A 14,221-nucleotide genomic window follows, 5' to 3' on the forward strand; every position below is an offset into this window, starting at 1 on the left:
TTTGCTTGGTGACAATAGCGTTTTGGACCCACCTGACCCCATGCCGAACTCAGTAGTGAAACGAAACAGCGCCGATGATAGTGTAGCATTTGTTATGTGAAAGTAGGACATTACCAGGCTCCAAATACAAGAAAGCCCGATTCGAAAGAGTCGGGCTTTTTTACGTCTGGAATAAAGTAAAAAGAAGGTTCGAGCTGAAAGGTATTAGGTTAAAGGAAGAGAATTGAACAGACCCAATCCCATGACATACTACTTTGCTGTCGCTTCGAAGTAGCACACCGACTCCAAATATAAGTCAGTGTACAGCCCTCAGTTTTGAAGTATTACCATCAGCACTCTCTCTTTACTGATCTTAGTTATTCTCCTTGCATCTTTAAACTAGTCCCTAAATTATCATCTTGTTGCAATTTCATTGTTGGTTTAATAACTGTCCTGTGTAAAACTATCTAGGATAATTTAGTAAATCAGGTGACATGAATGTCGAATATAAAAGCTTGGAAACTTCTCAGCCTGTTTTGTTTGTTTACAGCACTGATTGGTTGTCAATCTAAAGAAGAACAGCTACAACAAACAATTCAAGAGTCCATTAAAAAGGCCGATGTCGAGCTTACTCAGCTTGGTAAAGCACTTGATAATGGTAGTATACGTAATGCGATTATTCTTAAAGAATACAGTCGTATCCTTAAACAACAGCAGCCTGAACTCAGTAAGGTTGTTGATGTAGTTAGCCTTGATGCCACACGCCAAGGAGCCCTTTATAGTGGCTTAACCCAACGTCTTGATGATATTAAGGGTAATTACTTAATTCCTCCTTACGAAGACACTTTATACAATATTGATTTATTGCGTGAGGCGGCCAAGCCAACGTTATTTTCTGATGCCTTAACCGATCCTATTAATATGCTTGCGGATATGTCGAATGGCTCTTTGGCACGAGTTGGTGCTATAAGCCAAAAAGCTGAAGGCCAAGGGGTTGGTAACCAAATGGTAGGTAATCCTAACTATGGTAATTGGCAAACGAATAGTAGCGGTATTAGTTTTTGGCAATGGTACGGCATGTACCGTATTTTGGGTGATGTATTTGACCGAGTTGAATACGGAAGTTGGAGTAAACGCCGCAAGTATAGTTACTACAATGACTATGGTCGTACTCGTTACTCAAGCCCGAAACAAATAAAAACCCAAAGTGCATTAGAAACACGTACACGACAATCTTACCAACGCCAAGGCAAGCAGTTCACTAGTCCTTATGCGAGTAAAAAAACAGGTGCATCAGGTTTGAGTCGCAGCAGTTATACGCCGCCTAAAAGTCGCAGCAGTTACTCAAGAGCGAGTAGTTACAGCAATAATTCAGGATCGGTTCGTAATAGCAGCAGCAGAACCTCGCGCGGCGTAAGTCGTGGTAAGTAAAGAATAACGTTGGAGTTAGAATAATATGTATGAATTTAATGGAATAACTATGTGGTCTTTGCAAGCACTGTCTGTAGACTTTGCAATCATCATCTTACTGTTTGTGAGCCTAAAGTATATTAAAGGTTGGGTGTCTAATTTACATGCTAATGATGAAATTACCGAGCGAGATAACTTTGCATTCGGAATAAGCTTTGCCGCTGGCTTAGTTGCCCTTGCGATTGTATTAACGGGTGTAAGTAGTGGTGCTTTTGCTGCTACGTTACAAAAAGAAGCTCTGTTAATGCTTGGCTATGGTGCATTAGCAATTTTGCTTATAAAGCTGGGTCACTTTTTTCAAGATAAAGTGGCATTGCGTAAAGTAAGCTTACATAACGAAATAGTCAAAGGTAACGTTACTGCGTCAATTATTGATTTTGGCCATGTAGTTAGTGTTGCAGTGGTTATTCGCTCTGCACTATTATGGGTTGCTACCGAAGGCTGGCATGGCATTCCTATTGTGATTGCCGCTTTTGTGATTGGTAGTGTGGTACTGCTTTTAGTAAGCCAATACCGAGTGCAGTTATTTAAACGCACCAATAAAAGCGGTGATTGCCTACAACAAGCCATTGTTGATGGTAATTTAGCAGTAGGTGTTCGTTATGCAGGCTTTTTAATTGGTAGTGCATTAGCCATTACTGCTGCAACGGGCATTGCTCCTTATGCTGCCGATAATATTAACGCGAGTTTACTTTACTGGGCGCTAAGCGCCGTTGTTTGTTTGGTTGCTTTCATTTTACTGCACTTACTGACGATTAAAATCATTCTTGCTGGGTGTAATATTTCAGATGAAGTGAATCGCCAAAAGAATGTGGGTGTTGCCGCTATTTCCGCAGCTGTGTCATTTGCTGTCGGGATCACTATGGCCACACTACTGGGTGCATAATCACGTGTCATCAACTCAAGCTTCCCCAAGTAAATTTAATTTACTTGGGCATGATATTTTACTGATCACTGTTATGGCCGTACTCGCAGGATGCGGCCTTATTTATGAATACTTACTTTCTCATTACGCTGGCCGAGTACTAGGCTCAGTTGAGAGTGCAATTTACGCCATGATAGGCACTATGATTGTAGCTATGGGGATGGGTGCATTTTTAGCGCGTTGGTTTAAAGATGCTTTTACCGCATTTGCCTGGCTAGAAAGCATTATTGCGCTCATAGGTATGGGCTGTATATTAGCCATTGCCAGTATCATTGCTGTTAGTTATTCACTCCCTCATTTATTCTCAAGTATTTTTAATATTCCACCTGACGTTATTCTTAATGGTTACGTGTTTCAAAAGCTGCAAGAGTGGTCTCGCTTTTTACCTTATGTATTTGGCTTAATATTAGGGTTATTTATTGGTATGGAAATACCGCTTATTGCGCGTATTCGCCAGCATGTTTATGGACGTTTTTTAGAAAATAACGCCGGCACTATATATGGGGCTGACTATATTGGCGCTGGTATTGGCGCGGCAATTTGGGTGAGTATTATGCTCGCGATGCCAATAATGCAAGCCGCCGCTTGGACAGCGCTATTTAACATTATTGCCGGCCTTGCCTTTTTATGGCGTTACCATAGCTATGTACGCTTTGCTAAGTTGCTATTGGTTTGCCATATATTACTGCTGGTGTTATTCGCTTTTATTTTGCAGTTTGGTAGTAGCTGGATGGATAACCTAAGTAACGTACTATACAAAGATAAAGTTATTTATTCCCAAGCAACGAAGTACCAGCATGTGGTGTTAACCGAACGCTTAAGTAAAAATCAGCCACAGCCTATCACTGACCTATACTTAAATGGTCGTTTGCAGTTCTCAAGTATTGATGAGCAAATATATCACTCAATGCTTGTTTATCCTGCAATGCTCGCATCTAATCGTCATGACCGTATTTTGATTATTGGTGGCGGTGACGGATTGGCCATGCGTGATGTATTAAAGTGGCCGGTTGAGGAAGTGACTTTAATTGATTTAGATGGACAGCTACTCAATTTATTTGGTCATAAAGATAATCAATACACACCGCCTGATGATATTAAACAGCGATTAGTGGCACTCAATAATGAATCGATGCATGACCCCCGAGCAAATATTATTGTGGGTGATGCATTTTTAGAAGTTGAGAGGCTACTGGATCAGTCAAAGCAGTTCGATACTATCCTAATTGACCTGCCAGACCCTAATCATCCCGATCTGAATAAGATGTATAGCGACTATTTTTATAACCATGTGCGCCAATTATTGGCACCTGATGGTGCTATGGCGGTACAGTCAACCTCGCCTTATCATGCGAAAAAGGCATTTTTAAGTATTGCTAAAACGGTGAAAGCCGCAGGTTTTGATTATGTAGAGCAATATCAGCAAAACATCCCTTCGTTTGGTCAGTGGGGGTGGACTATTGCTACTAAAATGGGGCAATCACCAAGTGCACGTATTAGCAATATAACGGATATGCCAGTGCCATCTCGGTGGATTAGTAAAAAATATTTATTAGCCAGTTTTGCATTTCCTAATAACTATTTTGAACAAGTGAAAGATATTGAAGTCAATAGGTTAGGTTCTGGTCGTTTATATGATTATTACCGGGCTGCTTGGCAAATAGAAAGTGAATTGTATAAAAATTAATAAAACATGGTTGACATAATATGTCGACCATGCGAATCTTAACTCAGACATAATATGTCAAACGACAAAAAGGCAGAGACATGGAATTAAATGAACTTTCAATAAAATTAGCGTCTTTTGAAACTGAGGGTGCTAACTTTGAGTCTTTCTTGATTGCCAATCCAGGTGAGCAAGATGTTTTACAAGTCATTGTTGATGGAAACGATGAGCTTCCAATTTTTGTTACCCAAACACAAGAGCAATTATTATGTATTAGCTACTTGTTTGGTGAAGACGAAGTAAAAAGCGAGTTACGCGACGAGTTAAACGAAACACTACTGCGTTTAAACGTGCCAATTCCGCTAAGTGCATTTGCCAAAATTGATAATAAATATGCGATTTTTGGTGCACTTTCGGTAAATTCATCATTAGATGACGTTACCCACGAACTAGTGACGTTAGCGGATAACGCAATTGATGCACTAGAAGCCGTGACCTTGTATTTAAACGATTAGGATACCCGCCTAGGTAAGTGCTGATTGCTAATAGTATATGGCTCTCGCTTTACCTAATAGGATATAAACAAGTTTTTGGAGTTAAGATTATGAGTATTTTAAAAAAATTATTTACAGCGGTACGTGGTGGCGCGCGTGAAGCGGGCGAAGCAATTGTTGATGCGAATGGTATTCGTATTTTTGAACAAGAAATTGCCGATGCACAAAATGCACTAAATCGTGCTAAAAAAAGCCTGACAGAAGTAATGGCTAAAGAGATGCAAACCAAACGTAAAATTAGCGCAGTAGATGCATCAATTGCTGAGCACGAAGCGTATGCAGGTCAAGCCCTTGAAAAAGGGAATGAAGCATTAGCATTAGAAATTGCAGAAAAAATTGGTGACTTTGAAGCTGAGAAAGCCGAACACGAGCAAGTGTTAGCGGGCTTTACTAATCACATAGTGACGTTGAAGCAGCAAGTTAAAGATGCTGAAAAATCAATTAAAGAAAACCAGCGTCAGCTTACTATGGTTAAAACCACAGAAAGCGTTCAACAAGCGACAATGGCTGTAAATAGCACGCTTAATACTAATAATTCGTCAATGACGTCGGCGCGTCAATCGCTTGAGCGTATTAAGCAACGCCAACAAGACCGTACTGATCAATTAGGTGCTGCAAAGTCTTTAGAAGCAGATGTTAATGGCGATGATTTAAAAGCTAAAATGGCTGAAGCAGGTATTGGTGATACCAATCCAAAAAGTGCTGATATTCTAGCGCGCATTAAAGCGAAGCAAAATAGCTAACATTTAGAACCATATTAAAAAGGTAACCGAGTTTTGCTCCGTTACCTTTTTTGCTTACAGAGGCACCTTATATGTTTAATTTTTTCAAATCTAAAAAAAAGCCAGAACGTCAGCTTAATCACGCGAGTGACCTTAAAAAAGGTGACATGTTTACAGTGATTGACTCGTTTGCTTATCCTGCATGGCTCAAAGGCCAAACACTTCGCGTTATTGATGTGCAAACGTATCAGTACCAACATAGTAGTGATACTGAATTCGTACTTGAAACTAACACAGGCCAAGTGGTGTTTTTACAAATAGAACAAAACGATGGTGAGCAGTGGGCTAATTTCTCAATAAAGATTCAGCGTGATGATGTTGATGAAGTATTTGGTTTGGATGAGTTTTCACGTATTTTTGATGAAGAATCGTTAACGCATATTACAGTTAAAAATACGCCTGAGCGCTTTATGCAGTTTTTAGCTGGAAGTTATCAACAAAGCGAATCACCTTATGTATGTTATTTTCATAATAAAGATTTTCGTGGCCAAGCGCTACCTCGCTATGAGCAAGACGGTGGTGAACCCTGTGAAATGATTTGTTTAGCGTCACCCGATGAAGGGCATAGCGTTAATATCGAAATTTGGGAGGGAGGTGAAACAGAAGTATCACTGACATTAACTCGCCCAATTAGCGATATTGTTGACTTGTTTCCTGGAGATGCCCAGTGAGTGATGCTAAAGACAAGTGGTTGCGCCAAGAGCAAGCTGTGCGCGCCACGCAAATGGCCTTTGATTTGAGTAGTGAGGTACAAAAGTCGATAAAAAAACAAGCTATCGACCAAGAACTTACTCCCTCAGATATGATCCGCAAAATTTTAGGCCTTGATGTAAAGTCTAAAAAAACACGGCAGCGTTTATCGTTTAATTTAAATGATGATGAAATAGCGCAATTGGCTAGTCGGTTTGAAGTTGCAGTAGATGATAAAAGAGCGGTAAAGCAACAGGTAGCAGATCTACTCATTGAGCATACAAAAAAGACTAAGTAACCCTTTTGCCTTCTTTATATAAAATACTTACACTGAGGTTATTATTTCTAAAGAAGTGCAGCTGTGAATATTATATTGATTGCCTACTTACTTATGTTTGCGTTATTTGGCACAGCGGCAAGCTACTTTGTACGTTTTATATATGCTTATTGGGTACAAAAGAACATGCCTTTGGAATACATTTTTAAGGCTGGTGTATGTATTTTCATGGTAATGGTTATTTCGGTGTTAATACCACTATTAAATTAACACCGAAACGAACTGCTACTGGTAATTAACGGTTTTACATTGGTTATCAATACATAAAGAGTGAACTTCTAGCACTGGTGAACAGTCATCGAACTCAAGCGCAGTGTTATTTTTTTGTTCTTGCTGAGTGATTTTTTGTGCTAATTGCTCGGCATGCTTTTGAGAATTATTTAATGTTGAATACACAACATACTTACTCGGCCCCCCACAGACACGCGAGCCAACACCTAACACCTTACACTGATAACTGGCTGTGCAGCTTTTATTACTTGTAAGCTCATTAAGCTGAGTATTTAAAACAGATTCACTCGCGTTTTGAGCTGTGCTTGGTGTTAGTGCGCTACTGCAACCGCTAAGCAGCATAGTCATGACAACACTGGCAGCTGATAGTTTAATTACGGATGACAAACAACTCATAATCTAATCCTTAAAATACACTTACCGCAGAGCCTTCAAGTTTAACACATTTATTTTCAACGCACTGGGTACTAGGCGCAGTTAAATGTTGGCAAATACTCATCATGCCTTTTTGCGCATTATAAGTACTTTCCAATTGAGTAATTGTATCGCTTAGGGCTGAAACCTGTTTTTGGGGGGCGCTTTGTGTAGAGTACACAATATAATCGCTCGGTCCACCACAGGCACGGCTACCAACAGCATTCACTTTACACTGTGAACTCGTTGAACATTGCTTATCTGCTATGAGGCTGTTTAGCTTATCTTTTGCTGTTTTAATATCATCAAGCGACACTTCTTTTGCTGCATCAGCTGGTAATGGCTGTGCTATTTTATTTTGCTTATTCGCTTGTGGTAATTTTTGTTGCGGTATCGGCGTAGACGTATTTTCTACCGCATTGGTTTTAGTTTGCTCAGTTTTATTTGAGGTTGTTTCTAAGCACGCCGTTAAGCAAAGCGGTAGCAGTAGAGCGAGTAATGGAGTACGCATAATCGTTCCTGATAGTGATGAATTATTCATCACTATCATACACTGTGCATTCATTACAGCAATAAAAACTCTACTATCAACATATTAAAGAGGTGATAAGGAGAGCTTTTAAGTTAACCCGCCTTGCGTTAATTTAGCTGGATTGAGTAATGCCTCTAATTCTGATCGAGATAGGTCGGTTTCTTGCTCAGCGATATCAATAATTGGCTGTGCTTGCTGATAAGCTTGCTTAGCAATTTTTGCTGCTTTTTCGTAGCCAATAACAGGGTTTAGCGCAGTCACTAAAATCGGGTTTTTAGTTAATGCTTTATCAATCTGAGTTTGATTAACTTTAAAGCTAGCAATGGCTTTATCTGCCAACGCTTGCGCGCTATTAGCGAGTATCTCGGTACTTTGCAAAATATTGTAAGCGATTACCGGTAGCATTACGTTAAGCTCAAAGTTGCCAGCTTGGCCTGCAACCGTAATGGTTGCGTCGTTACCAATGACTTGGGCGCTAACCATTGCAGCGGCTTCTGGGATCACCGGATTCACTTTACCCGGCATAATTGATGAGCCAGGCTGTAATGCTTCAAGTTCAATTTCTGAAAGTCCCGCAAGTGGGCCTGAGTTCATCCAACGTAAATCGTTGGCTATTTTCATTTGTGCAACTGCATAGACTTTTAGCTGTCCTGATAAAGCGACAATCGCATCTTGTGATCCAATATTATAAAAAAAGTTATCGCTAGGGGTAAATTGAATCCCAACCTTTTCAGTTAGCTGTGTGGCAAATAGAGCGGCAAATTGTGGGTCGGCATTAATACCTGTACCTACTGCTGTGCCACCTTGCGCTAGCTCACAGACACGTATTAGTGCATGCTCAATACCGCTAGCTGCATGCTTTACCTGCGATTGCCATGCGCTGAGTGTTTGCTCAAAAGTTATTGGCATTGCATCCATTAAATGAGTGCGCCCAGTTTTAACTATGTGGCCGATGTCTGCTTTTTTTTGCTCTAAGGCGTCTGCTAAATTTGCTAGTGCTGGCAGTAATTTTTTATCAACGCTGATCGCACTACTCAAAGCAATCGCAGTGGGAATAACGTCATTAGAGCTTTGCCCCATATTCACATCGTCATTTGGGTGAATAGCTTGGTTAGCATGTTTTGAGGCTAAGCTCGCAATGACCTCATTAGCATTCATATTTGAGCTAGTACCTGAGCCAGTTTGAAAAATATCAACGGGGAAATGCTCATAATGCTTACCATCAATAATTTCTTGGCAGGCATGGTCGATCGCATTTGTTTTTGTTTTATCTAAATGGCCTAGTTTGAAATTGGCTATTGCAGCGGCTTGCTTGATATACGCTAAGGCAATAATAAATTGCTGCGGCATTGTGAGGCTGCTGATCGTAAAGTTATTAATGGCGCGTTGGGTCTGTGCTTTATAAAGTGCGTCAGCAGGCACGTTGAGTGTGCCCATGCTATCTGATTCTGTTCTAAAGTTACTCATTAGTACTCCTATAAAAGAGAATATATGACATTTAACTACGCTATATAAAAAGATATGGTGCTGTTGTTGCTATTTTAAACGGTATAGCTAAAAAGTAGAGGGCGTCAAGGTAAGCTAATGATGGAACAAAATAAAAAGTCGACTTAAACTGATTTTAAGTCGACTTAAATAATGTATTTATATAAACAGCCGGTTACAAGGCTAAACAGAATTTTAATTGTAGCCAAGAATAAATATTTGGTCTGTTTCATGTTTGTTTTGTGCCTTTTGAGTATTTTTTACATGAGAAAGTAAGTCGATAACCGTTGCTCTACAATCTGTTTCATAACTCGTTTTATCTAGGCTTTTGTCTGTAACTGCCATTGCAGCATCTACTGCGGTATAAGGTGAAATATACATAATGTTATCCTTTTGTAGTTTAGTACTCATTAAGTGAGTAATTTAATAAAAGCATATAGCGTACCAGCTCGGTAAAGGTAATTTAACGTATTGAAATTGATGTTATTTTATTATTTTGGTCAATTTACTCACGACAGAATAGCTGAAATTTGTTTTACTATTGTGCATTCATTTGCAATTTAGGTGCATCAGTATGACCAAACCGTTTTCACAAGCCTGCGAAAATAATAAAAATCATATACTTAAGGCTTTGCAGCCTGCATTGCAAAATGCAGCATCAGTACTTGAGATAGGCTCGGGGACGGGTCAGCATAGTGTTTTCTTTGCCAAAAAATTGCCACATTTACAATGGTATACCAGTGATCGAGAGGTTAATCATCAAGGAATAAAGTTATGGCATGATGAGGTGCAACTGGCAAACTTGCATCCGCCTTTATTACTTGATCTAAACTATTCTTGGCCAGTAAATAAAGTGGATGCGGTATATACTGCTAATACTTTTCACATAGTGAGCTGGGAGTTAATTACGCGTTTTTTTGCTGGATTAAATCAGCACTTAAACCAGCAAGGGGTGGTGTGTGTATATGGCCCTTTCAAATATAAAGGGGAGTTTACCAGCCCCAGTAATGATGAATTTAATAGTTTATTGCAAAGTCGCGATCCGCTTAGTGGTATTCGTGATTTCGAAGCGGTTGAGCAGCTTGCAGTGCAATATGGGCTTAAGTTACTCAGCGATACTGCGATGCCTGCAAATAATCAGTTACTCATTTTTAAACGGCAATAAAGTGCTACATTGTTGTTTGTAAATTTCGATATGTTGGCATTCGCGTTCTAAGTAATCTGCAATGGCATTATTAAAATCGGGGTGAACAATGTGATGGGCAGAGTAAGTGATTACCGGTTGAAAACCACGAGCGATTTTATGCTCTCCTTGTGCCCCAGCATTAAAGCACTGAATGTTATGCTTAATAGCATAATCAATCCCTTGGTAATAACACAGCTCAAAGTGAAGCGAATCTATCTCTTCACTAGCACCCCAATAGCGGCCGTAAAGGGTATTATCATCAATTAAGCTTAAGGTGGCGGCAATTACTTGCTGGTCTCTTTTGGCTAGCATAATGAGCAATTTGTCAGCCATTAAAGCGTGTAACAAGCTAAAAAAATCACTGTTTAAGTAGCCTAAATGACCTGATCGTTTTAAATAAGTGCGTTGATAAAACTCACAAAAAAGCTGCATTGTAGCGGTAGTGATTTTCTCGCCTTTGAGCCATTCAATACTGATATTTTGCTCTGTGATTTTAGCGCGCTCTTTTTTAACGGCTTTACGCTTTCGGGCATTAAAGGTTTTTAAAAAATCGTCAAAATCTTTAAAGTTATTATTAAACCATTGAAACTGCACGCCGATTCTTCGCATAGCACCGGTATCATAAAGATGGGTGGCTTGTGCTTTGTCGCAAAAGTTTACATGCCAGCCTGACCATGCCTGTTCTACGCAGTGGCTTTTAAGTTGCTCTGTTATGTACTTATACACTAGCTTTGGATTGCTATGCATAATACGTATTCTTTGTCCCTCAATCGGGCTAAAGGGAATACCACATAGCCATTTAGGGTAATAATCTAAGCCATTTTTTTCATAAGCTTCGGCCCATGCCCAGTCAAATACATATTCACCGTAGGAGTGCGCTTTTAAGTAGCCAGGGGCAAGCGCAATGAGTTTATCGCCTTCATAAACGGCTAAGTGATGAGGCTGCCAACCTGTTTTAGCACTTACACATTGGCTTTGCTCAAGTGCGTATAAAAAAGCATGTTGGGTGAATGGGTCATTACCAAAAAATTGATGCCACTGTGTAGCATCAATTTGATTAATACTATTAAACCAACTGTGAGAAAAGTGGCTCATAATGATTTGCCTACTACTGTTGTCTGTGTGTTACTTGTTAATTTTGATAATAATTCGACAGCCATATTCGGTTTTCTATTTTGGATAAAACCTTATGGTTCATCCTGCTCGATATATTGAGATAAGCATTGTGTGAGCTTATCGAGTTCGAGAGGTTTTGCAAGATGTTCGTTAAAACCAATTGCTAAGGCATTGGCTTTATCTTCAGGCATTACATCAGCGGTTAAGGCGATCACAGGTAATTGTTCAGCACTTTTAGTTTTCCGTATCAATGCGGTGGCCTGGTAACCGTCCATAACTGGCATTTGGCAATCCATTAACACTAAATCGAAGTCATTTATTTTAACTTGTTCTACTGCCAACTCTCCATTTTCAACCAATGTTGGGGTGATCCCCAAAGAGCTAAGCATTGCTTTTATCACTAATTGATTGACGCTGTTATCTTCTGCAACCAGTATTTTTAGTTTGCTTAAATCAACATGCTGTTGCGAGTGCTTCGCCGTTACTTGTTGTACAGCACAGGTATTTAACTCGACAGACAGAGTAAAAGTGGAGCCTTTACCTGGCTCACTTTGTACTTTGATATCTCCAGACATTAATAAGCTAAGTTCTTTTGCGATTGCCAAACCAAGCCCTGTACCACCAAACTTACGTGATGTTGAGCTATCAGCTTGGGTGAATGCATCAAATAATTTACTTTGCTCTGAAGCGGCAATACCGATACCCGAGTCCCTAATAGCCAAGGTAATTTGATGACGTTTATCGGCGATCTCCTTGCTGTATGCGCTAATACTTACTTCACCTTCGTAAGTAAACTTAATAGCGTTACTACACAGGTTTAATAAAATTTGCTCAATTCGCATAACATCACCTTCAAACCAAATGTCGGTTGGTAATTGGTTATCAACTTTCCAGTTAATACCTTTTTGTTCAGCGCTTTGCTCGAACATGCTACTGATCCGAGCAAGAAGAGCATTCAAATCAAAAGGAGCAACTTCTAAGGTTAGTTTTTGTGATTCAATTTTAGAGATATCGAGTACATCATTGATTAAACTTAATAATGAGTTAGATGCTAAATTAATTTTATTTAAATAATCAGAAAGAGTTTCAGGACTATCTTCATTTTTAGCTAAGGTTGAAAAGCCGATCACAGCGTTAAGCGGGGTGCGAATTTCATGGCTCATATTTGCTAAAAACCGGCTTTTAGCTTGATTTGCCAAATCAGAATGCTGTTTAGCCTTAACGAGAGAGCGAGTACGCTCTGCTACCAAACGTGAAAGTGCAAGGTGTTGGTGATTAAACAACAGTAATATAAGTAAAATGAGTGAGCTTACAATGACCTGTAAAATAAGTAAAAAGAGTGTCATATTATTAGTTTGATGCGGTAAGAATTCATCTTTAATCGCTAAATCTACTAGCCATGTTTGTCCTGCAAAATTAATTTCGATAGTTGTAAGTTTATTGCTTTTGGTTGGAATATTTTCGGTATTTGAATAAAACGGGCTGGTAGCATTAGCTTCATAAATAGCGATATTAAACATTTTATTTTGTGCTTTGGTAAGCGATTGAGCAAGTATGTTTTTCACTAAAAATACGCCTGTTGCGTAGCCTTTAATTGATGCAATCTCATTATTTTGTTGATACACAGGAGAAAATAATAAATACGCGGGTTCAGGTCGCTGTGTTTGAACTAATTGAATTATTTTAGTACCGACAGGGCGATTTTTGATACGTGGATCGAGTAAAGTCTCACGACGATCTTTACGAGAGTTGAGATTAAAACCTATGGCGGATTGGTTTTCTGACAAAGGAGCAATATAAGTGATAATCACCAATGGATCGTTGTTTGATAATGGGGCGCCTTTAATGATCGGAGCAAAGTTGTGTGTATTATAAATTTCATCAAGCTGTTTGTTAAAGTCACTGACCTGAGCCTGGTTAATTTTGCGGTTCCATGAAAATGCTTTAATAAATGAATGCTCAGCCAATAGTTGAGCACTGTAAATATCAAACTCTTGCTTGCTTAAAGTCGGTGTTGATTGTATTTGGCTTGCTAGGCTTTGTACGGTTATTTGACTGAGGTTTAAATTGCTCAGTAAACTGTTTTCAATGATAGATGTTTCGCGTTTGGCAATTTGTATCGCATTTGAATAACTCTCTTGATTATATAGCTTTGTGGTAAAAGCTACAGAGATGAATAATACCGAGCAAACTGCGATGGTAGGTAGTGGGGTGAAGTAATGTCGTTTAAATTTAGGTTGTAATAACGCCAATATAAAAGGAGTTGCGATCAGCACACCAAGAGAATCACCAAGCCACCAAAAAGTAACATTTCTCCAATGATTATCAATACTGTAAGCAGGGTTAAACTGACTTAAAGCATAGACGCCAATATTGGCCGATATTAGGCTAACGACAATACCAACGATAAAAATAAAATAAATTATTGATTGGCGCTTCTTTAAGAACAGCGGATGACCTAGCCAGTATTTTAAAAAAGCTGCGCCAATCATCCCTTGTAGTACAGCACCAAAGCCGATTAGTAACACCTGCTCTAATGTATTGCCAATTAAAACTTGATCAGTAATAACGTTATCACCGGTACTTAAATTAAAGGCGACAGAGGCAATAAATAATGCCGGAATAAAACGCCACCACCAGATAAAACAGCCAACTAGGGCAACACCTGCAGGGAGCCAGATAGGGATTACTTGTGATTGGAAGGCAAAATTAGTTAATAACTTACCAGTTGCAAAATAAGCCACCGCAAACAATATGTAAAAAGCAGAAGAACTGGATGTTGAACGAAAAATCTTCACATGCATCCTTGTTTAATATTATTTTTATAGTTGAATCTCAGTATAGCGAATCAGTA

The 14,221-nt window shown here is 39.3% G+C and carries 15 protein-coding genes and 1 rRNA gene; 10 read left to right on the forward strand and 6 right to left on the reverse strand.

Features of this window, described 5'->3' with window-relative positions; all coding sequences use genetic code 11:
- Nucleotides 1–4: 4 nt before the first annotated feature.
- The 9 genes from rrf (at nucleotide 5) to DK924_RS17675 (ending at nucleotide 6,613) form a co-directional block, all read left to right on the forward strand.
- Nucleotides 5–119: ribosomal RNA gene (gene rrf / locus DK924_RS17635) — 5S ribosomal RNA — on the forward strand.
- 358 nt (nucleotides 120–477) lie between these two features.
- Nucleotides 478–1,410 (forward strand): hypothetical protein, encoded by a 933-nt coding sequence (locus DK924_RS17640; RefSeq protein WP_008113289.1) that lies wholly within the window; start codon nucleotides 478–480, stop codon nucleotides 1,408–1,410.
- A gap of 25 nt (nucleotides 1,411–1,435) precedes the next feature.
- Nucleotides 1,436–2,335: a DUF350 domain-containing protein gene (locus DK924_RS17645; RefSeq protein ID WP_075170889.1), complete on the forward strand. Its 900-nt coding sequence runs from the start codon at nucleotides 1,436–1,438 to the stop codon at nucleotides 2,333–2,335.
- 4 nt (nucleotides 2,336–2,339) lie between these two features.
- Nucleotides 2,340–4,061, forward strand: a complete 1,722-nt coding sequence (locus tag DK924_RS17650) for a polyamine aminopropyltransferase (protein WP_010392534.1) — start codon at nucleotides 2,340–2,342, stop codon at nucleotides 4,059–4,061.
- Between the two features lie 80 nt (nucleotides 4,062–4,141).
- A complete protein-coding gene (locus DK924_RS17655) occupies nucleotides 4,142–4,555 on the forward strand; it encodes a YjfI family protein (protein WP_008113284.1) in 414 nt (137 codons plus the stop codon).
- Nucleotides 4,556–4,644: 89 nt separating this feature from the next.
- Nucleotides 4,645–5,337, forward strand: coding sequence for a PspA/IM30 family protein (locus DK924_RS17660; RefSeq protein WP_036980772.1), 693 nt, complete (start codon nucleotides 4,645–4,647; stop codon nucleotides 5,335–5,337).
- Between the two features lie 71 nt (nucleotides 5,338–5,408).
- Nucleotides 5,409–6,047 carry a DUF4178 domain-containing protein gene (locus DK924_RS17665; protein WP_010392538.1) on the forward strand — a complete coding sequence of 213 codons (639 nt, stop codon included), beginning with the start codon at nucleotides 5,409–5,411 and terminating at the stop codon, nucleotides 6,045–6,047.
- On the forward strand, nucleotides 6,044–6,364 hold the full coding sequence (locus DK924_RS17670) for a hypothetical protein (RefSeq protein ID WP_010392540.1): 321 nt from the start codon (nucleotides 6,044–6,046) through the stop codon (nucleotides 6,362–6,364). Before DK924_RS17665 ends, DK924_RS17670 begins: the two co-directional genes overlap by 4 nt.
- Nucleotides 6,365–6,427: 63 nt before the next feature.
- Nucleotides 6,428–6,613, forward strand: coding sequence for a hypothetical protein (locus tag DK924_RS17675; RefSeq protein WP_109875792.1), 186 nt, complete (start codon nucleotides 6,428–6,430; stop codon nucleotides 6,611–6,613).
- Between the two features lie 15 nt (nucleotides 6,614–6,628).
- Here the strand turns inward: DK924_RS17675 and DK924_RS17680 are convergent, their stop codons facing one another.
- The 4 genes from DK924_RS17680 to DK924_RS17695 all read right to left on the reverse strand — a co-directional run bounded on the left by DK924_RS17680 (nucleotide 6,629) and on the right by DK924_RS17695 (nucleotide 9,446).
- On the reverse strand, nucleotides 6,629–7,030 hold the full coding sequence (locus DK924_RS17680; RefSeq protein WP_010392543.1) for a hypothetical protein: 402 nt from the start codon (nucleotides 7,028–7,030) through the stop codon (nucleotides 6,629–6,631).
- A 10-nt stretch (nucleotides 7,031–7,040) separates the two neighbouring features.
- A complete protein-coding gene (locus DK924_RS17685; protein ID WP_010392545.1) occupies nucleotides 7,041–7,559 on the reverse strand; it encodes a hypothetical protein in 519 nt (172 codons plus the stop codon).
- Nucleotides 7,560–7,667: 108 nt separating this feature from the next.
- On the reverse strand, nucleotides 7,668–9,047 hold the full coding sequence (locus tag DK924_RS17690; RefSeq protein ID WP_109875793.1) for a lyase family protein: 1,380 nt from the start codon (nucleotides 9,045–9,047) through the stop codon (nucleotides 7,668–7,670).
- Between the two features lie 213 nt (nucleotides 9,048–9,260).
- Nucleotides 9,261–9,446 carry a hypothetical protein gene (locus DK924_RS17695; protein ID WP_008113269.1) on the reverse strand — a complete coding sequence of 62 codons (186 nt, stop codon included), beginning with the start codon at nucleotides 9,444–9,446 and terminating at the stop codon, nucleotides 9,261–9,263.
- Nucleotides 9,447–9,639: 193 nt separating this feature from the next.
- On the opposite strand from DK924_RS17695, the gene DK924_RS17700 reads away from it, so the two are divergent.
- Nucleotides 9,640–10,230 carry a DUF938 domain-containing protein gene (locus DK924_RS17700; protein WP_109875794.1) on the forward strand — a complete coding sequence of 197 codons (591 nt, stop codon included), beginning with the start codon at nucleotides 9,640–9,642 and terminating at the stop codon, nucleotides 10,228–10,230.
- Here the strand turns inward: DK924_RS17700 and DK924_RS17705 are convergent.
- Nucleotides 10,207–11,346: a GNAT family N-acetyltransferase gene (locus tag DK924_RS17705; RefSeq protein ID WP_109875795.1), complete on the reverse strand. Its 1,140-nt coding sequence runs from the start codon at nucleotides 11,344–11,346 to the stop codon at nucleotides 10,207–10,209. The two genes, DK924_RS17700 and DK924_RS17705, sit on opposite strands and share 24 nt — an antisense overlap.
- A 92-nt stretch (nucleotides 11,347–11,438) precedes the next feature.
- Complete coding sequence (locus DK924_RS17710; protein ID WP_109875796.1) at nucleotides 11,439–14,165, reverse strand: ATP-binding protein; 2,727 nt, start codon at nucleotides 14,163–14,165, stop codon at nucleotides 11,439–11,441.
- Nucleotides 14,166–14,221 lie beyond the last annotated feature (56 nt).

This window comes from Pseudoalteromonas sp. meg-B1 (genome assembly GCF_003173795.1).
In the GTDB taxonomy this organism is placed as follows: domain Bacteria; phylum Pseudomonadota; class Gammaproteobacteria; order Enterobacterales; family Alteromonadaceae; genus Pseudoalteromonas; species Pseudoalteromonas undina.